Source organism: Acinetobacter junii (assembly GCF_018336855.1).
Taxonomy (GTDB): Bacteria; Pseudomonadota; Gammaproteobacteria; order Pseudomonadales; family Moraxellaceae; genus Acinetobacter; species Acinetobacter junii.
The window spans coordinates 2,594,288-2,613,357 of sequence record NZ_CP059558.1 but is presented as its reverse complement, the minus strand read 5'-3'; the positions used below and the strand labels follow the sequence as shown (position 1 = coordinate 2,613,357).

16 protein-coding genes are annotated in these 19,070 nt (G+C 39.7%); 6 read left to right on the top strand and 10 right to left on the bottom strand.

All coding sequences use genetic code 11. From position 1 onward, the window contains the following. The first annotated feature begins 5 nt into the window (after positions 1-5). Positions 6-1,340 carry an ATP-binding protein gene (locus tag H2677_RS12030; protein ID WP_004950706.1) on the top strand — a complete coding sequence of 445 codons (1,335 nt, stop codon included), beginning with the start codon at positions 6-8 and terminating at the stop codon, positions 1,338-1,340. Between the two features lie 11 nt (positions 1,341-1,351). On the opposite strand, the gene H2677_RS12025 is transcribed toward H2677_RS12030, so the two are convergent. The 3 genes from H2677_RS12025 to H2677_RS12015 all read right to left on the bottom strand — a co-directional run bounded on the left by H2677_RS12025 (position 1,352) and on the right by H2677_RS12015 (position 4,224). Further along, positions 1,352-2,158 (bottom strand): serine/threonine protein kinase, encoded by an 807-nt coding sequence (locus H2677_RS12025; protein ID WP_212638637.1) that lies wholly within the window; start codon positions 2,156-2,158, stop codon positions 1,352-1,354. A 46-nt stretch (positions 2,159-2,204) separates the two neighbouring features. Continuing rightward, positions 2,205-2,921 (bottom strand): phosphatase PAP2 family protein, encoded by a 717-nt coding sequence (locus tag H2677_RS12020; RefSeq protein WP_212638636.1) that lies wholly within the window; start codon positions 2,919-2,921, stop codon positions 2,205-2,207. A gap of 115 nt (positions 2,922-3,036) precedes the next feature. Continuing rightward, positions 3,037-4,224, bottom strand: coding sequence for an ammonium transporter (locus H2677_RS12015; protein WP_199955599.1), 1,188 nt, complete (start codon positions 4,222-4,224; stop codon positions 3,037-3,039). 372 nt (positions 4,225-4,596) lie between these two features. Between H2677_RS12015 and H2677_RS12010 the strand changes: the two genes are divergently transcribed. Continuing rightward, positions 4,597-5,637, top strand: coding sequence for a coiled-coil domain-containing protein (locus H2677_RS12010; RefSeq protein ID WP_212638635.1), 1,041 nt, complete (start codon positions 4,597-4,599; stop codon positions 5,635-5,637). Positions 5,638-5,789: 152 nt separating this feature from the next. Here H2677_RS12010 and H2677_RS12005 read toward each other — a convergent pair whose 3' ends face one another. The 3 genes from H2677_RS12005 to H2677_RS11995 form a co-directional block, all read right to left on the bottom strand. Continuing rightward, on the bottom strand, positions 5,790-6,596 hold the full coding sequence (locus H2677_RS12005) for a hypothetical protein (protein ID WP_125298503.1): 807 nt from the start codon (positions 6,594-6,596) through the stop codon (positions 5,790-5,792). 144 nt (positions 6,597-6,740) lie between these two features. After that, on the bottom strand, positions 6,741-7,067 hold the full coding sequence (locus tag H2677_RS12000) for a hypothetical protein (RefSeq protein ID WP_125298502.1): 327 nt from the start codon (positions 7,065-7,067) through the stop codon (positions 6,741-6,743). 148 nt (positions 7,068-7,215) lie between these two features. Then, positions 7,216-10,113, bottom strand: a complete 2,898-nt coding sequence (locus H2677_RS11995) for a valine--tRNA ligase (protein ID WP_212638634.1) — start codon at positions 10,111-10,113, stop codon at positions 7,216-7,218. 373 nt (positions 10,114-10,486) lie between these two features. On the opposite strand from H2677_RS11995, the gene H2677_RS11990 reads away from it, so the two are divergent. From H2677_RS11990 to H2677_RS11975, 4 genes are all read left to right on the top strand, one after another. Then, complete coding sequence (locus tag H2677_RS11990; protein ID WP_004950727.1) at positions 10,487-11,209, top strand: hypothetical protein; 723 nt, start codon at positions 10,487-10,489, stop codon at positions 11,207-11,209. A 79-nt stretch (positions 11,210-11,288) separates the two neighbouring features. Beyond that, positions 11,289-11,951 (top strand): hypothetical protein, encoded by a 663-nt coding sequence (locus tag H2677_RS11985; RefSeq protein WP_199955594.1) that lies wholly within the window; start codon positions 11,289-11,291, stop codon positions 11,949-11,951. 11 nt (positions 11,952-11,962) lie between these two features. Next, a complete protein-coding gene (locus H2677_RS11980; protein WP_212638633.1) occupies positions 11,963-12,769 on the top strand; it encodes an SDR family NAD(P)-dependent oxidoreductase in 807 nt (268 codons plus the stop codon). Beyond that, a complete protein-coding gene (locus H2677_RS11975) occupies positions 12,766-13,473 on the top strand; it encodes an adenine nucleotide alpha hydrolase (protein ID WP_212638632.1) in 708 nt (235 codons plus the stop codon). The genes H2677_RS11980 and H2677_RS11975 overlap by 4 nt, the downstream gene beginning before the upstream one ends. Before the next feature lie 40 nt (positions 13,474-13,513). Here H2677_RS11975 and H2677_RS11970 read toward each other — a convergent pair whose 3' ends face one another. The 4 genes from H2677_RS11970 to adeJ form a co-directional block, all read right to left on the bottom strand. Continuing rightward, the gene (locus H2677_RS11970) at positions 13,514-13,954 is read right to left on the bottom strand and encodes a YbjQ family protein (protein WP_212638631.1); all 441 of its coding nucleotides are present in this window, start codon (positions 13,952-13,954) and stop codon (positions 13,514-13,516) included. 8 nt (positions 13,955-13,962) lie between these two features. After that, positions 13,963-14,313 carry a YbjQ family protein gene (locus H2677_RS11965; protein WP_004950740.1) on the bottom strand — a complete coding sequence of 117 codons (351 nt, stop codon included), beginning with the start codon at positions 14,311-14,313 and terminating at the stop codon, positions 13,963-13,965. A gap of 108 nt (positions 14,314-14,421) precedes the next feature. Beyond that, positions 14,422-15,882, bottom strand: a complete 1,461-nt coding sequence (adeK, locus tag H2677_RS11960; RefSeq protein WP_004963657.1) for a multidrug efflux RND transporter AdeIJK outer membrane channel subunit AdeK — start codon at positions 15,880-15,882, stop codon at positions 14,422-14,424. A 5-nt stretch (positions 15,883-15,887) separates the two neighbouring features. Continuing rightward, positions 15,888-19,061 (bottom strand): multidrug efflux RND transporter permease subunit AdeJ, encoded by a 3,174-nt coding sequence (adeJ, locus tag H2677_RS11955; protein WP_212638630.1) that lies wholly within the window; start codon positions 19,059-19,061, stop codon positions 15,888-15,890. Positions 19,062-19,070 lie beyond the last annotated feature (9 nt).

The following is a 19,070-nucleotide window of genomic DNA, read 5'->3' as shown; positions in this document are numbered from 1 at the left end:
TTATTATGAAGTTATCCAAGCAATATTCCCTCAAGAAAAGATTAATCTGGGGGACATCAGTTTTTAGTTTATTGCTTGGATGTTTATTAATTTTCACTGCTTATAAGATCGCTTTACATGAAGTTGATGAGATCCTCGATACGCAAATGCAATATATGGCTGAACGGTCTACTACTCAGCCTTTAACCACCATCACCAGTAAAATCGAATTGCATCGGACATATCACGAGGAAGATTTGCTGGTTGATATTTGGGCGTACAAAGATCAAAGTCACTTATGGCATCAAACACATCTATTGATCCCACCAGTGAAGCAAGCAGGTTTTTACACGCAAGAAACACCACAAGGAAAATGGCGTGTTTATGTCATTCCGTTAAAAGATTATCAAATTCAAGTTAGCCAACAAGAGCAGGTACGCAAGAACTTCGCTTGGGAGTTGGCAGGCAGTATGTTTGTGCCATATGTGCTGTTACTGCCTTTCGCAATTATTATCTTAGCATTCATTATTAGTCTCAGTTTAAAACCTTTAGAAGACTTCAAGGCCGAATTGCGCAGTCGAGATTCGGATGGCTTAGCACCGATTGATAGCCAAGATTATCCGCAAGAGTTAATTCCAACCATTGAAGAAATGAATCATTTGTTTGGACGAATCCAACAGGCACAGGCCGAACAAAAGCAATTTATTGCAGATGCTGCACATGAACTCAGAACACCTGTAACCGCATTAAATCTACAAACCAAGATTTTAATGAGTCAATTCCCTGAGCACGAAGCTTTAATTAATCTAAGTAAAGGATTGGCGAGGATTCAGCATCTGGTGACGCAATTACTGGCATTGGCTAAACAAGACGTAGGTTTAAATTTGATTGAGCCAAATACGGAGTTTCGCCTAAATGATGTTGCACTCAATTGCGTCGAGCAATTGGTCAACTTAGCCATGCAAAAAGAAATAGATTTGGGTTTTGAGCGTAATGATGTGATTGAAATGAATAGTTTGGAGTCAACGATTCATTCGATTATTTTTAACCTGATCGATAATGCGATTAAGTATACGCCTAATCAAGGCATCATTAATATTTCAGTCTATAGTGACCAAGACAATTTTGCATGTGTGCAAATTGAAGACAGTGGTGTTGGCATCGACCCTGAAAACTACGATAAAGTATTAAAACGTTTCTATCGTGTGCATCACCACTTAGAAGTGGGTAGCGGCTTAGGACTTTCCATCGTTGATAAAGCTATTCAACGTTTAGGTGGTACTCTGCAACTGTCTCGTAGTATTGATTTGGGTGGCTTATCCGTTTTAGTACGCTTACCAAAAATCTTAAATCATCACTGAGTCACTTTGATTTAAGTATTGCTTTCCGCATGCTCTCGAAGATAACGCAGAAACAACACACATTTTTGGATGCGTTTACCATCATTGCCGACGCGGTTTACATTGAGTCTGAGCACCCAGTTTAAGCGTTTTCCAACTTTACAAATGTCTTTATACACTTGTGGTTCAGCGAGTAGAGCTTGGTAAAGGATATAGCTTGCATCCTTAAGCTGTTCAAATTCGAAATGATAGGCAGTTGAGAAAATATATAAAATCCAATCACGGACAAAACAATCGTGCAAGCTGAGCACGGATGCAGGATCAGTTTCGAAATCAATAAAACTAAAATGTCTTTCTTGATCGACTAAAATATTACGTGCAAAAGCTTCGCTTAAATAACCACCTTGCAAATGAACATATTGAACGGCTTGAATCGCTTGGGTAAATAAAGTGGTTTTAGCTGCTAAATCATTTTTGCAGTATGCAAGTGCTTGATCTAATTGTTTAACTTTACTTTGATGTTGAGCGCCAATATCTTCCAGTAAAATCCCTTTGTCAGAATGAGCAAGCACATTGGGTGTTGATACACCAAGTTGTTTGAGCTGTTGAATACGCTGATATTCACATCGAATCGCCGCCGCACCACCTTGATTCGGGACGGGCATAATGGCACCAAGATTGAAAATCTTGGCAAGCCATTTCAATGGCGTATATAACCATAGACCATGACGTTCAGATGCTTTTTTTAACCATACTTTACCAGTATCGAGCTTATAAGCCTGAATAGATGCTTGTTGGGTTTTTAAGGTATTGTCTAAAAAAGTCTGAAAGTCATCCATTCGCAGCAAACTATAATTAGGTGATTGTATAAGAGTGTTTGAGTAATCACTTTACCACATCAGGCAAAACTTTCGGAGTATCAATTATGTTCGAGCGTATGAGATGGCGTTGGTAGGTTAAAGCATATACAACAAGATTGATTGCAAAGCAGATCCACGCTGTCCATAAATTATGGCTGAGAAAATGAGCACCACGCATCATCTGCGCCCATCCCATCGCAAAACCAAGTAGGATACCTGCAAATAGATAAAACCATCCTCGTTTTTGTTCATCGAGTCGATAGACAAAATAACCTGTTACCAGTGCAAAGCCTGTACTAGCATGTCCACCAGGAAAACAATGTCCTGCTGTAGCAGAAAAATCCCATGTGAAACCTGTGGTTGTTGCAGTCGTCATTGCCCAAGGACAAGCATGAGCAGCATTTGCTTTGATTAGCCCGATCACACAAGTACATAACATGCTGACCCAAAACATATAGCCATATTTCCAGCGGTTTGCTTTGAGTTTTTCAACTTTGAAAGATGCTATCCATAATAAGAAAAAACTAATGTAGACCAGCGTTAAAACCTTTTTGACATAGGTGTGATTGAGCTTTGCTAGATACCAATCGCCTTTTAGCGCAAAATCACCAAATGTACCCACCCAAGGTTGAATTAAGTACATATCTATGCTGCCCCCTACAGGAAAGACCCACCACAAAATAAAAAAACTGATTAAAAGTAAGAAACTGGTCAGTAGAAAAAATGGCGTTTTAATAATCATAGAATCAAACGTCGAAAAGTAAACAATCTATGATTTATTAAACTGTTTTAATCTTAAACAGCTCTTAAAATTGACATAAAAAAAGCGGCGTTTCCGCCGCATAAAACATTAAAACTTAAAACATTGATTCTTCAGAATTCGCTGAAATCTTATGAATCGAAAGGTCAGCACCACGATACTCATCTTCTTGAGATAAACGGATGCCCATAGTGACTTTCAAAATACCATATATGACAAAACCACCTACCAATGCGATAGCAACACCTAAGCCAGTTCCGATGATTTGAGAAATAATCGATACTCCACCTAAACCGCCAAGTTCTTGCTGACCAAAGATACCTGCTGCAATACCACCAAAAGCACCACAGACACCATGTAATGGCCAAACCCCCAAGACATCATCAACTTTGAGTTTGTTTTGCGTGTAAGTAAATAGATAAACGAACATGCCACCAGCAGCCCCACCAATAACCAATGCACCAATAGGATGCACGATGTCAGAGCCAGCACAGATCGCCACTAAACCAGCCAAAGGACCATTGTGCAAGAAGCCTGGGTCATTTTTACCCATAAAGTTCGCTGCCAAAGTACCGCCAACCATCGCCATCAATGAGTTGATTGCAACTAAGCCAGAGATGGCATCAACACGTTGAGCACTCATTACGTTGAAGCCAAACCAACCTACGATCAGAATCCATGAACCCAAAGCTAGGAATGGAATAGATGAAGGAGGGTGAGCACTTACACGACCGTCATTTTTATAACGACCATTACGCGCACCTAACAAGATCACTGCAGCTAAGGCAATCCATCCACCCATCGCGTGTACAACTACAGAACCAGCGAAATCATGGAAAGTTGCACCAAAAGAGCTTTCAAGCCATTTTTGGAAACCATAGTTTCCATTCCAAATCATCCCTTCAAAGAACGGGTAGATCAGGGCAACTAAAAGTAAAGTTGCGATCGCTTGTGAACGCATTTTGGCACGTTCAGCAATACCCCCAGAGACAATCGCTGGAATGGCAGCAGCAAAGGTCAATAAGAAGAAGCAACGCATCAGGTTATAACCATGATCAGCAGCTAAAACTTCGCCTGCATGAAAAAAGTTTTGTCCGTAGGCAATCCAATAACCAACAAAGAAGTAGGCAATTGCGGAAATGGCAAAGTCAGTCAGAATTTTACTGAGTGCATTGACTTGGTTTTTGTGACGAACGGTGCCTAGCTCTAAAAATGCAAAGCCTGCGTGCATTGCCAAAACCAGTACTGCACCGAGCAGTAAGAAAAATAGATCTACGTTTTGCATAGTGGTGCTCAAAAAAAGTGCTAAATTTTATTTTAGTGCAAGTATTTGATTCGTTTTTTGCACCAAAATAGATTTAGTAAATCTAAAAACTAGAGCAATCTTAAAAATGCTCATTTCTCTGTATTTTGATAAGCAAAAAACGCACCAATTTAGAAATTAAATTGTAATTTTGATGAAAAGTGGTGCATTTTGATTAAAAATAGCACAGAAATTTAAAGGTGTAGACCTAAATAGCAGCATTTTAGCGGATGTTATTTGTTTTAATTGATTTTAGTGTGGAGGCGTTCTACTTGCTAATCATCATGCAAAAGACAAGCTGCTATTTTCCAAGAGTGATTGTTGCTACAATTTTAATTTTTCAGGTGGATGAATATGTCCTTTGATCTCAAAGTTAGTTTCAAACAAAGGTCTGAACCATCTGCACAGCAGAAAAAGCTCAATCAATTAATTGCTCAAATTGAACAGCAAAAAATCAGTCTAGCCACATGGAAAAATGCACAAGACGAGATTCAACAGCATACCCGACAGAAGCTCATGCCCCTGTACCGTGAACTACATGAGGTATTATTTTTACAATTAGAGCAACTTTGGCACTTGTTGCAATCGCATACATTTTCCAAAAACGATTTACAACAACTCGATGAAAAAATCGCACAACTTGCCTGTATTTTGAAACGCTCACAACTGTTGAATGAAGAACAACTCACGCTTGTAAAGCAGACCGACACCTTTTATCAGCAACATACTCAACAATCTGTTAAAAAGCCTAAAAAAGCACAGTCAGAAAAGTTCGAGTATCAAACATCTTCTGAGCAGAGCATCGAGCAACATGCAGAACAAAGGAGTGAACAAGAAGACGACTTTGAGCAATATGCGGCGGAACAACAACAGGCAAGAGAGAAAGCCAAGCAGTTACGCCAGCAACAGAAACGTGAACAAGCTGAGAAACTAGCAGCACAGTCACTTAAAACGGTGTATTTAAAAATAGCTGCGATGATTCATCCTGACCGTGAGCAAGATGAAACTAAAAAAACAGAAAAAACCGAATTGTTTCAGCAAGCGAGTCAGGCGTATGAACAGCAGGATTTATTTTATTTGTTGAAACTCCAGTTACAGCTTGAACAGAATAAAGGTGTAGGAACTAAAGAGCTATCAGCGGAGCAAGTGAAGTTTTATAAACTGGCTTTGGATGCACAAAGTCAGCAGCTTGAAAGTCAAATCGAAGAAATTTTAGATTCTTTTCAGTTGGCGAAGAAAGTCAAAGCCGAGCATCTGCATATGAGTGATGTGTATAAAGCCATAGATATGGATTGTGCTGAGTTAAAGCTGCAGTTGAAATGGGAAAAAGAGCGTTTAAAGCATATGAAAAAGGTGAGTGGGGTGGAGATGTTATTAGGGCATGGGGAGTTATGATTGAGCTAATTTTTTTAATTTTAAGTAGATGTTATTGATTGAAAAGCTTTAACCTATTATAGATTTAATTTGGGAAGCTCTTTTTCTAAATCAGAGTAAACCGATGATTTATTTCTCATATTAACATCGATTTACTCATCAATTAATAAATTTTATTTGTAAATATTACCTGTAGAAAAAGAACTTACTAAGTTGTTCACAACTTCACGATATAAATTCAAATATTCAGCTTTAGCAATATTTTCGGGTTTTTCTGAGCTACTGATACCAATTGCCTCACCAGAAGCAATAGCAGTTCGTAATTGTTTGTTATTTGGTTCATATGCTTGACAACCATATAAACCATATGAATCATCGCAATACAGATTAACAGCAATTTCTTTAGTTTTAATATCTGGTTCAGATGCTTTAGTCCAACGGTAGTACCAAATAGTTTGTCCTGTTGCCACCTCAATAGCAGCAGCATCAAGGGTTACTGCGTAAGCATATGTAGACTGTTGTTTCTCTATAGGAGCTAAAAATCTATTTGATAAAAGAAGGCGTTGATCAGGATTTAATAATAATGGACTTTGTATATCACCAGCATAGGTAGAATTATAAAAGTTGCGTTCCCAACGAGCATCTTGACCTAGATTTTTAGTCGAATTTTCTAGTGAGTTAATTTGAAAAATTATCTGAGCTCCAAGATTTTTAGCTGCAGACATGATATTTTTTTCTGATTCGATTTGTTGATTGAATGCTTTCCAAGAAATTACATTATATCCAGTTTTAGCAAGAGCTCTTTCAATTTCTCCCATTTCAAGACCACAGTCTGTTTTTAAAATAGTTTCTGAGGCTTGAGCAGTACCAGTACGTTGATCAGCTGTATAACTGATACATTGATCAGGAGCTTTTACAGCTACTGTAACATTATTTTTTTGCATACTTTTATATGTTTGTGTAGCAATAATTTCAGGCATCTTTTGATCTTGAGGAGATGCTACAAAAGATGACTTAATTTGATAATAACTGATCGATGTGCATGCAGACATTGAACTTACTAAAGTTAAACAAGCTGCTAGTTTAAGTGAGGTGTTCTTGAATGATTTCATTAAATAATCTCTCTATCGAATTTTCCATGAGAACGGGTACTGATTTTTAATATTCCATTGCTTGGCAACAGTTTTACCATTTTTATCTACAGCTTTTAAATTGATACATGAATACATTAAAGGAATTTCAATTTGTTCTTGCGCATTGATTGGACCATTTGAAAAGCTCTGCCACATATTTTCTGTGTCCGAGCATTGCTGAAAATATATATTTTCAATAGTTGTATTAGAGTGATTGCTAATTGTTGCATTAATCACATTAGGAATTTCCACTGGAGTGGCACAAGCTGTTAACACCCCAAAAATAATGGAAATAAAACTAATTTTTTTTAAGTTCACTGTCCTAGTCCATGTTGATTTTTATTCATTATATATTGTTCAGTATGTTTGTTGTTGTTTTATATTTTTTTTGTTAAGAAGGTAATGTTCATGAAAAGGGCTGAATAAATCAGCCCTTTTATGAAATCTAGATCAAAATAGCAACATCTTAAAGCGCAGCAATTTGCTCCATGCTTGCTTTAATTTTACGTAACTGATCAGCAAACTCAGCTAATTTCACTTTTTCACCTTCAACTACGGCTGCTGGTGCTTTAGCAACAAAACCTTCGTTAGAAAGTTTAGTTGCGATTTGGTCATGTTGCTTTTGAACCTTATCCAAGTCTTTCTGCAAACGACCCAATTCAGCTTTAGGATCAATCAAACCTTTCATCGGTACAAATACAGAGGCATGGCTCACAACACTAGAGCATGAAAGAGGTGGCTCTTGCTCATTGGTCAAGAACTCAATGCTTTCAACTTTTGCGAGTGCTTTGAACAACGCTTCGATACGGATGATTTGTTCACGTTCTGCATCAGAAATATTCTTAAGCAATACAGGCAATAAACGTGCATTACCTAAGCCCATTTCACCACGAATATTACGTACTGCACCGATCAAACCCTGTAACCACTGCATATCTGCTTCCGCTTGATCATTGATCTTCGCTTGTTCAGGAACAGGGTATTGTGCAGTCATAATCGTTGCACCACCTTTGCCTAACATCGGCGCAAGGGTTTGCCAGATTTCTTCTGTCAAATACGGCATTAACGGATGAGCCAAACGTAAAGATGCTTCCATTACCGCAAGAAGTACACGGCGAACTTCAGCTTTACGCTCTTCAGATACATTCGCATCATTCAGAACAGGCTTGGTTAACTCAACGTACCAGTCGCAGTATTCATTCCAAATAAAGTCATAGATCGCTTGTGCTGCAAGGTCTAAACGATATGTTGCAAATGCTTGATGTACCGCAGCTTCAGCTTTTTGCAAACGGCTGATGATCCATTGTTCTGGAAGTTCCCAAAGATCAGGACGTGCTTCTTGACCAACAGTTTGACCTTCAACATTCATCAGAACGAAACGAGTAGCGTTCCAGATTTTGTTACAGAAGTTACGGTAGCCTTCAACACGTTTTAAGTCGAACTTGATGTCACGTCCCGTGTTTGCAAGCGCACAGAAGGTGAAACGTACTGCGTCCGTACCATAAGCATTGATGCCTTCTGGGAATTCTTTGCGCGTTGATTTCTCAATCTTCGCAGCATCTTTTGGATTCATTAAGCCAGTGGTACGTTTCGAAACAAGGCTTTCTAAATCAATACCGTCGATCAAATCTAATGGGTCAAGGACGTTACCCTTAGACTTCGACATTTTCTGACCTTCACCATCACGTACTAAGCCGTGAACGTAAACCGTCTTGAATGGAACTTGTGATGAACCATCTTCATTCTTCATGAAGTGCATGGTCATCATGATCATACGTGCAACCCAGAAGAAGATAATGTCAAAACCAGTCACCAACACATCTGTTGGATGGAAGGTTTTAAGGAAATCATTTGCTGCATCTTTTTGTGCGTCGCCAGTCCAACCTAAAGTTGAGAATGTCCAAAGTGCAGATGAGAACCATGTGTCCAAAACGTCTTCGTCTTGTTTAAGTTCTACATCAGCAGCGATGTTGTTCTTGCTACGAACTTCTTCTTCGTTGCGACCCACGTAAATATTGCCTTCCGCATCATACCAAGCAGGGATACGGTGACCCCACCAGAGTTGACGAGAGATACACCAGTCCTGAATATCACGCATCCAAGACATATACATATTGGTATATTGCTCAGGAACAAATTTGATACGACCATCTTGAACTGCTTCAATTGCAGGCTCAGCAAGTGGTGCAATTTTCACATACCATTGGTCTGTCAATAATGGTTCAACGATTACACCTGAACGGTCACCGCGTGGTGCTTTTAAGTCATAAGGTTGAATTTGATCTAACCAGCCTTCAGCCTCAGCTTGTTCAACCAATTTCTTACGTGCTGCAAAACGCTCTAAACCGATATAGTCAGCAGGCGCAGGAAGTAGTTGTGAAATTTGCTCACCCGCTTTAGCGATGTATTCAAACTCAGCCAAAACTTCTGCATTTTTGTTGAAGATATTGATAATCGCTAGACCACAACGTTTACCTACTTCATAGTCATTGAAGTCATGCGCAGGCGTGATTTTTACACAGCCTGTACCGAAGTCTTTTTCAACGTATTCATCTGCAACAACTGGGACTAAACGACCTGTGATTGGTAGAACAATGTTTTTACCGATAAGGTGTGCATAGCGTTCATCTTCAGGATGTACCGCTACGGCTGTATCGCCCAATAATGTTTCAGGACGTGTCGTTGCTACCACAAGGTAATCATTACCATCTTTGGTTTTAAGCGATTTGTCTTCAAAGAAATATTTAAAGTGCCACAATGAGCCTTTTTCTTCTTTGCTTTCAACTTCAAGATCAGAAAGGGCAGTTTGTAGATTTGGATCCCAATTCACCAAACGTTTACCACGATAGATCAAACCATCTTCGTGAAGTTTAACAAACACTTCTTTCACAGCATTGGATAAACCTTCATCCATCGTGAAGCGTTCACGTGACCAATCGACTGATGAGCCTAAACGACGGATTTGACGTGTAATTGTTCCGCCTGATTGTTCTTTCCATTCCCAAACTTTGTCGATGAACTTTTCACGACCTAAGTCATGGCGGTTAATCCCTTGGAGACCAAGTTGACGCTCGACGACCATCTGCGTTGCAATTCCCGCATGGTCAGTTCCAGGTTGCCATAAGGTATTTTTACCCATCATACGGTTATAACGAGTCAGTGCATCCATGATGGCATTGTTAAAGCCATGACCCATGTGCAAGCTACCCGTAACGTTTGGTGGTGGAATCATGATACAGAATGATTCACCTTGACCTGATGGTTTGAAATAACCGTTTTGTTCCCAGATTTGATACCACTTCTTTTCGATCTCGGTTGGATCGTAAGTTGTTGCGATATTTTGAGCAGATTGAGCGTCAGTCATAGTACAGAAGATCAAAATAGAATAAAAAATTGCGTCTATTGTAGCAAAAAATCCTCGCTTCTGTAGGCATTTCGGTCATGTGGACCGGTTTCAAATCTAAGCAGATGCATTCTTATTTAGATCGATCCATCCAAGTGATCAACTTGTTATGTGTCATCATAAATTAGCCTTACTTTTTTAGTTTAAAAAATAAGTGGTTTGTCTCCGAATGAGAGTAGATACGATGCTGTATGTGCTTAATTCAGAAAGCCGACGAAATGCGTTGGTTTTTTTAGACAAAAACGTTAAATTTATGTGTACTGGATCACATAAATAAAAAATGTAGATGCATAAAACAACAATATAAAATGCGAACATAATAGGGATAACGGGTATGAGCTATTCAATTTTGTTGAAAATTGACCAAGGTACACATGGACGATTCGAAGCTATTCGTCAGCAGTTAAATCTAGGGATCAAGGAAAGTCAGTCACGTGTATTGGGTGAGGTTCTTTCAGAAATTGCATGTGATATCGTCGAGCAAGTTTTTTCTGTGTTATTGATTCAAAATCGTCAACCAACTTTGCTTTCACAAAAATATACTGCTGAATCTGAGAAGGTGATTCAGCAAATTATTGCTGCTGTGCGTAAATATATGCCGTGGTCAATCGCTTTATTTAGCAATGAACGTTTATGTCCTTTTGTGAATTATTTTTCGGATATGATCAAATATCACGATGAACAGGTTTACGTATCCTATCCGATTGATCGTGGTTTGGTACAACAGGTACATTCACTAGCCAATCGACTTCATAATAATGAAATTCATGACATGGTTGATGTTTTTCAGACCTTGATTCAAATCGTGGATTCAGGGGTGACGAATCTTGTTCGAGAGCCAAAGAAATGTTTGAATTTCAACATGATGATTGATAAAACTTTAAATGGTGTCATCAATATGACAGCACATTTAAGTTATAAGCGATTGGAAAAAATGAGTGATCAAGTCGATAGTAGTGCAGCATCAGATTGTGTGAATCACTTTTTGGCATTTATGCATGTCGATAGCGAACAGAATATGCTAAATTCAGCGAGTACAAAGCCAAAAATGATATAAAAACAGATTGATGGATAAAAAAGAGGCTTCTAAATAGCCTCTTTTTTTATTAAGAAGTCTAAGAATTAGGGTTATTAGAATGAATACCGCTGTTTATCTTAATATTCACACAGATACTTATGCTCGATTTGCTCATATTCGAGATCAACTCTTGCAGGGAAGTAAGGAAAGTCAGGCAAATGCTTTGGGGAATGTGTTGTCTGAAATGGCCTGTGAGGTGATCGAACAGGTATTTATGGTGTTGTTGCAGGAAAATCAACATTATTCACAAACAGGTGAATCTGAAAAAGTGATTCAGCAAATCTTGGAAGCAATACGTAAATACATGCCATGGTCAGTTTCTTTTTTTGGTAATGATCGCTTAGTTCCTTTGGTTGAATACCTGTCGAAAACTTTTCAGCTTGAAGATCAACGGATCTATATGACTTATCCAATTAGTCAACAGCTCGAAAACCAAATCAAAGCATCTAGTCAGAAGTTAGCACAAGGGGATCAGACTGAAATTTCCAATGCCTTGAAATTATTAACTGATGTAATTGATGTTGGTGTAACACACTTAATTCGTGAGCCGAAAAAGTGTTTGAAATTTAATTTTGTGGTCGATAAAACTTTAAATGGTGTGATCAATATGACCACGCATTTGGGATATAAGCGTCTTGAGAAACTTGGGACTCAACTTGATCAGGATGTAGCGTCTAAATATGTTGATTATTTTCTGAATTTCATGCGACACCAAGCATAGAGGAAACCGATATGGCGAAGTTAAAAAGTCTTGCGGATAAAGTAGTTTGGATTACAGGTGCTTCATCAGGTCTAGGTAAAGCTTTAGCACGAGAGTGCGCACTTCAAGGTGCTCAAGTGGTACTGACCTCACGTCGCTATGATGAATTGGAGTCTGTTCGTGTTGGCTTACTCAAGCCTGAACAACATCTTTCGATTGCAGCAGACATTACGGATGAATCACAAGTACGTCATGCCTATGAACAAGTTCTCGCGTGCAAAGGACGTATTGATTGGCTGATTAATAATGCAGGTTTGAGTCAACGTGCATTGATTCAAGATACGACTATGCAAACTGAACGTGCGATCATGGAAGTAGATTATTTTTCACAAGTATTTTTTACCAAAACTGTGTTACCAACCCTGTTAAAGCAAAAATCTGGACGGGTTGTTTTTGTATCGAGCGTTGCGGGTCTATTAGGTACCCAATATCGAGCGAGTTATTCTGCGGCGAAAGCAGCGATTCACATGTGGGCAAATAGTTTACGTGCTGAGGTTGCGAAAGAAGGTGTGGAAGTTGCTGTTGTCTTCCCTGGTTTTGTGAGAACCAATGTTTCGTTTAATGCTTTAAATGGTGAAGGTAAACCGCAAGGACATCAGGATGAAGCCATTGAAAATGGACTTGAAGCGGATGTATTTGCTGAACGAGTGGTGAGTTCATTAATGGCAGGTGATGAATATATTGTTGTTGGCGGGAAAAAAGAACAACTCGGAGTATTAGTCTCTCGCTTATCACCAAGCTTATTATATAAAATGATTCGTAAAACACGAGTTAAATGATAGTGCAAACACCTAAGAAAGCCGTTTTTAATTGGAGTGGTGGAAAAGATTCCGCCCTCGCACTTAATACCGTCTTACAGCAAAAACAATTCGAAGTGGTTGCTTTGTTGACCACAGTCAATGAGGAAACGGAATTGTCATCTATGCATGCGATTCCATTTTCATTATTGATGAAACAAGCGGAAAGTATTGGTATCCCTCTTTATCCTGTATTTTTACCCAAGAACCTGCCTGTTTATGAACAACGCATGTTAGATGCTGCTCATCATTTTAAAGCGCAAGGGGTAGAACACTTTATTTTTGGTGATATTTATCTCAGTGACGTGCGTAAATATCGAGAAGACCGTTTACATCCTTTAGGAATTGAAGTGGTTGAGCCAATCTGGAATCTTGATTCGACTGAAGTGATGAAACACTTTTTGGATTCAGGCATTAGAACTAAAATCATCGTCACAGATGCCAGTAAATTGGATCGTTCTTTTATTGGTCAAGATATAGATGCAGCATTGATAGAACGGATGCCTGAGGATGTCGATATCTGCGGAGAAAATGGCGAATACCATACTTTTGCTTATGCTGGAGCATTGTTCAAACAACCCGTTGAATTTGAGATTGTAGAAACTCGTCAAATGTCTTATGACTTTAAATTAGAGAATGGGGAAGAAAAAACCTATCAATATTGGCAAGCGATTTTTGCAGAGTAACTGAGTTGTCCTTGCAGCATGTGCAACAGGACATAAGTCTTCAAGATGGCTGATAGATCGCTGTTCCATATACAAACACTTCAACCATCCCACCCTGCATACCGAGTTCAGTCGTGCTGAGACGAACCCCCATGATATGGCTAGCACCGATTGCATGTGCTTCTTGTTTGAGTCGAATGATTGCTTCACGGCGTGCTCGTTCAACAATACTTTCATAACTGGTCAGACGACCACCTAGAAAATTTCTAATCGTCGCAAGCACATATTTAAAGTAGTCATGTGAAATGACGACATTGCTACTTACCAGTTGTCCATTTGATTGAGTTTCAACGAATCGATTGCTATCAATGCGAATATGAGCAAATTGTTTTTCTTTTTCATCTAATTCACGAAGATGTTTTTGTTCGATATGACGACCGAATCCCCAACCTACAGTGAACAGAATTAAGAAAAGAACGATTTGTAAAATTAAACCATCCATATATTTGCCTATGCACTAAATGGGTCTGGAAGTGTGGGTGCTTTAGGTTGAACAATAACCGCAGTGCCGTAAACAAAAAGTTCTGATGCACCTTGTGCGATATTTGATGTCGAGAAACGAATGCCGACGATAGCATTGGCACCTAAAGCACGTGCTTTATCGATCATACGTTGTGTCGCTTCTTGGCGAGATTCTTCAAGCAACTCTGTATAGCCAGTTAGTTCACCACCAACAATGTTTTTTAATCCTGCCATAAGATCTCGACCAACATGTTTACTGCGTACCGTACTGCCGTAAACGACATCTAGCTGACGTAAAATCTCGTGACCAGGAACTGATTCTAAACTGCTTAATAACATAGCATTTTTCTAAGTCTTTAATATTTCAGTATTGAAGATAAGAAATATTCCGCATGCATGCAATAAAAAAGCTCACCGAAGTGAGCTTTTTTATGACAAAGTTTTTTATTATTGAGCGCTATTTTTTTCAGCGCTAGATGGTTGGCGTGCAATCGTCTCAGTTGAAGACGCTTTAAGTCCACCACCTAAGGTTTTATAAAGCTCAACCTGATTATTTAAATCAGCTTGTTGCAATAATAATAAGCCTTGTTCTGCTGAATATGCTGAACGCTGAGCATCTAACACCGTTAAGTAGCTATCAATACCAGCACGGAAACGAGCATTAGATAGTTTATAAGTGGTGTTGGTGGCATCAACTAAGCGGCGTTGAGCACTCAAACGATCACCAATATTGGCACGAGTTGCTAAAGCATCATTCACTTCACGGAATGCAGATTGAACTGACTTTTCATAATTTGAAAGGGCAATCTTCTGATCTGTTTCAGAAATTTTGACATTCGCACGACGTGTACCCCAATCAAAGATTGGCATATCGATGCTCGGACCAATTGACCAAAGTGCGTTGCCAGATTTAAACAAATCACTTAAATCCGTTGATGCATAACCTGCTGAACCCGTCAGACTAATCGTTGGAAATAGTCTTGCTTTCGCAGCACCTATATTTGCACCCGCAGCACTGAGTTGATACTCAGCCACTTTGACGTCAGGACGATTATTCAACAAGTCACTTGGTAAGCCTGCTGTCAACACATTCTTTTGTGTGATACGAGCGACTTGTTGTTTTGGTAACAGGTTTTCAGGAACTGGTTGACCGACCAATAAATTCAACAAGTTTTGAGCTTGTGCAATCTGGGTTTTGTAGTTAGCTACATCGTTACGTGCAGTTTCAACTGAAATCTGAGCCTGACGAACAGGAATTTCACTATCAATTCCGACATCGAAACGTTTTTTGTTCAAGTTAAACGACTCTTGCTGTGCTTTAAGCGTTTGCTCTGCAAGTTTGAGTTGTGCACTGGCGAATGAATAATTCAACCATGCTTGTGTCACTTGTCCAATTAAGCTGATCTGAGTCGCATCACGTGAACTTTGTGTCGCAAGATAACTGTCTAAAGCAGCGTCTTTCAAACTACGAACTCGACCCCAGAAATCTAACTCGTAAGCCGTTAAACCTAAACCAACTTGGTAAGTCGAGTAGGGGTTGTTAGGATCACGAGATGGCGTGACTTGGCGAACCGCACTACCACTTGCCCCAATCGTTGGTAATTGGTTGTTTTCTGAAATTTGGTACTGCTGTTGCGCTTTTTGAATATTCAACGCCGCTGTACGCAAGTCGCGGTTATTGGCAAGTGACATATCAATCACTTGTAATAAACGAGGGTCTGCAAAGAAGTCTTTGTAGCCTTGTTCTGCGATAGAAGTTCCAGAAGCATTACTATATGACGCAAAGCTTTCAGGAATCGCTGTGTTCACAACAGGCTCTGGCCCACGCATGCTTTGGCAGGCAGCCAAAGACAGCGCGAGTGCAGAGATTGCAATGCCACGACTGGAAATAGACCAAACAGTTTGCATCACGATCAATGCTCCTGAGTATTTAAAGTTTTAGGTTTGTACTTAAAGATACTACGAATCCACACGAAGAATACAGGGATGAAGAAGATACCTAAAAGTGTTGAAGAAATTACGCCACCCAGTACACCATAACCAACAGAATGTTGACTACCTGCACCCGCACCACTTGCAAGGGCTAATGGTAAAACACCAAATCCGAATGCAAGTGTGGTCATGATAATCGGACGTAAACGCATTTTTGCAGCATGTAATGTTGCTTCAAATAACTCTTCGCCTTTTTCTTGCAACTCTTTTGCAAACTCTACGATCAAGATCGCATTTTTTGCAGAAAGACCAATCACGGCTACGATTGCGACTTGGAAATAAATGTTAAAGGATAAGTTTGGATCACCTTTAATCACCATACCTAACCATGTCATCGTGAAAGCACCAATAATACCTAGTGGCACAACCAACAATACTGAAATTGGAATCGCCCAGCTTTCATACAATGCTGAAAGACACAGGAACACGATCAATAATGAAAGAATGAGTAATGGAACTGTTTGGTTACCAGAATCACGCTCTTCCAAAGATAAGCCTGTCCATTCATAGTCGAAACCTTGTAAGCCCATCGATGGTAACTTACCAATGATTTCTTCCATTGCTAACATCGCATCACCTGAGCTGACACCTGGTGCAGGAGAACCCTGAATGTTCACAGAAGATACGCCGTTGTAACGTTCTAAACGTGGTGAACCATATGTCCATTCACCTTTAGCAAAAGCTGAGAATGGAACCATTTCACCTTTGTTATTACGTACATACCATTTGTTTAGGTCTTCAGGCATCATGCGAGTATCCGCTTCACCTTGAACATAAACTTTTTTCACACGACCACGATCAACGAAGTCATTGATATAAGAACCACCCCAAGCCATGCTCATGGTGCTGTTAATATCACTAATACTCACACCCATTGCACCAGCTTGCGCTTGGTCAACTGTGATTTTGTACTGAGGAGTATCCTCTTGACCATTCGGACGTACACCTGCAAGACGTTTGTCTTGTGATGCCATACCTAAAATAGCGTTACGAGCAGCAATCAGTTTTTCATGACCTTGACCACTTACATCTTTCAACTGAATATCAAAACCAGATGATACGCCCAATTCAGGCATTGCAGGAAGCTGTAATGGCATGATGTAAGATGCATCTTTTACGATCATGTTCAATGCCATACCACGTTGAATGATGGCACCAATTTGTGATTCAGGTGTTGTACGCTCGCTCCAGTCTTTCAATTTGATAAAAGCAAGACCAGCATTTTGACCAACCCCTGTAAATGAGAATCCAGACACAGTAAAGATCGACTCTACATGCTCTTTTTCCTTATTTAAGAAGTAATCAGTCATAGTGGTGATGACTTTATCTGTTCTCTCAAGACTTGCACTCGGTGGTAATTGAACAAGTGTCATAACTACACCTTGGTCTTCTTCAGGTAAGAAAGACGAAGGCAACATCTTGTATAAACCAACTAAAGCAGCAATAACAACGATATAAATGACTCCAGAGAACAACTTATGATGGGTCATACGGTTGACACCACCTTGATATTTCTCTGAAAGTTTTTCGAACCCACTATTAAAACCACGGAAGAAACGCGCAAAGATGCTGTTGCTTTGTTCTTTGTTTGGATCATGTTGTTTTAATAACGTTGCACAAAGGGCAGGGGTAAATGTTAACGCAACGATCAAAGATAAAATCATTGCCGTTACTAAAGTGATAGAGAATTGACGGTAAATTACACCAGTTGTACCCCCGAAGAAGGCCATTGGTACGAATACCGCCGTTAATACACTAGTGATACCAATCAAAGCACCAGAAATTTGACCCATCGACTTTTCAGTAGCAGGTACAGGTTCAAGGTGTTCTTCTTGCATAACACGTTCGACGTTCTCGACGACTACAATCGCATCATCGACCAACAGACCAATGGCAAGCACCATCGCAAACATGGTGAGCGTATTGATTGAGAAGCCGAAAATATTGATTACCGCAAAAGTTCCCAATACAACTACAGGGACTGCAAGTGTCGGAATGATCGTCGCACGCCAGTTCTGTAAGAACAGGAACATGACGATAAATACAAGAACAACAGCTTCAATCAGTGTGTGTACTACACTTTCAATCGAAAGCTTAATGAATGGTGTCGTATCGTAAGCAAGTTTATCTTTTAAACCACTTGGATAGTTAACACGTAATTCTGATAAACGTTTTTCAACTGCAGCAGCTGTATCTAGCGCATTTGCACCCGTCGCAAGTTTAATCGCGACACCACCTGCAGGATTACCATTGAACTTAGAGTCAAACTGATAGTTGTCAGAACCTAACTCAACGCGTGCAACATCACTTAAACGCACTTGTGCGCCATCAGCCGCATTTTTTAGGAAAATGTTTTTAAACTGCTCTGGAGTCTGCAACATACTTTGTGCATTAACTGTCGCATTTAAAACTTGTCCCTGAACTGCTGGGGCACCACCTAATTGACCTACCGCAACTTGAGCATTTTGTGAACGTATAGCTGCTGCAACATCTGAAGGTGTGAGATTAAAACTAGTAAGTTTTGCTGGATCTAACCAAATACGCATTGCATAAGAACCACCAAAGACAGTCACTTCACCTACACCTGCAACACGACTTAGTGGCTCAGAGATGTTTGAATTGACGTAATCTTTAATATCTGATGCTGACAAGCTGCCGTCAGGTGAGTAGAAAGCAACGACCTGCATAAAGCTTGCACCAGACTTGGTCACTTTTACACCTTGACGTTGAACGTCTTCTGGTAAAAGTGCAGTTGCTGATTGCAATTTATTTTGAACTTGAACTTGAGCGATATCAGGATCAATGCCTTGTTCGAAGTTTAAGTTGATCGATGCTTGACCATTACCCGCACTGTTTGAAGAGATATAACGTAAACCATCCAAACCATTCATTTGCTGTTCAATGATTTGAGTAACCGTATTCTCAACAGTCTGAGCTGAAGCACCTGGATATGTTGCAGAAATTGTCACCGTAGGCGGTGCAATCGTTGGGTATTGCGCAACTGGCATTTTGGTGAGGGTGAGAATACCCGCCAGCATAATAACCAGTGCAATCACCCATGCAAAAATTGGGCGATGAATAAAAAATTGAGCCATGCAATCTAC

Coding starts and splice junctions, on each gene's coding strand:
- H2677_RS12025 (WP_212638637.1), bottom strand. CDS start 2,158: ATGGATGACTTTCAGACTTTTTTAGACAATACCTTAAAAACCCAACAA.
- adeJ (WP_212638630.1), bottom strand. CDS start 19,061: ATGGCTCAATTTTTTATTCATCGCCCAATTTTTGCATGGGTGATTGCA.
- H2677_RS11980 (WP_212638633.1), top strand. CDS start 11,963: ATGGCGAAGTTAAAAAGTCTTGCGGATAAAGTAGTTTGGATTACAGGT.
- H2677_RS11975 (WP_212638632.1), top strand. CDS start 12,766: ATGATAGTGCAAACACCTAAGAAAGCCGTTTTTAATTGGAGTGGTGGA.
- H2677_RS11970 (WP_212638631.1), bottom strand. CDS start 13,954: ATGGATGGTTTAATTTTACAAATCGTTCTTTTCTTAATTCTGTTCACT.
- H2677_RS11990 (WP_004950727.1), top strand. CDS start 10,487: ATGAGCTATTCAATTTTGTTGAAAATTGACCAAGGTACACATGGACGA.
- H2677_RS12005 (WP_125298503.1), bottom strand. CDS start 6,596: ATGCCTGAAATTATTGCTACACAAACATATAAAAGTATGCAAAAAAAT.
- H2677_RS11995 (WP_212638634.1), bottom strand. CDS start 10,113: ATGACTGACGCTCAATCTGCTCAAAATATCGCAACAACTTACGATCCA.
- H2677_RS12030 (WP_004950706.1), top strand. CDS start 6: ATGAAGTTATCCAAGCAATATTCCCTCAAGAAAAGATTAATCTGGGGG.
- H2677_RS11985 (WP_199955594.1), top strand. CDS start 11,289: ATGAATACCGCTGTTTATCTTAATATTCACACAGATACTTATGCTCGA.
- H2677_RS11965 (WP_004950740.1), bottom strand. CDS start 14,313: ATGTTATTAAGCAGTTTAGAATCAGTTCCTGGTCACGAGATTTTACGT.
- adeK (WP_004963657.1), bottom strand. CDS start 15,882: ATGCAAACTGTTTGGTCTATTTCCAGTCGTGGCATTGCAATCTCTGCA.
- H2677_RS12015 (WP_199955599.1), bottom strand. CDS start 4,224: ATGCAAAACGTAGATCTATTTTTCTTACTGCTCGGTGCAGTACTGGTT.
- H2677_RS12020 (WP_212638636.1), bottom strand. CDS start 2,921: ATGATTATTAAAACGCCATTTTTTCTACTGACCAGTTTCTTACTTTTA.
- H2677_RS12010 (WP_212638635.1), top strand. CDS start 4,597: ATGTCCTTTGATCTCAAAGTTAGTTTCAAACAAAGGTCTGAACCATCT.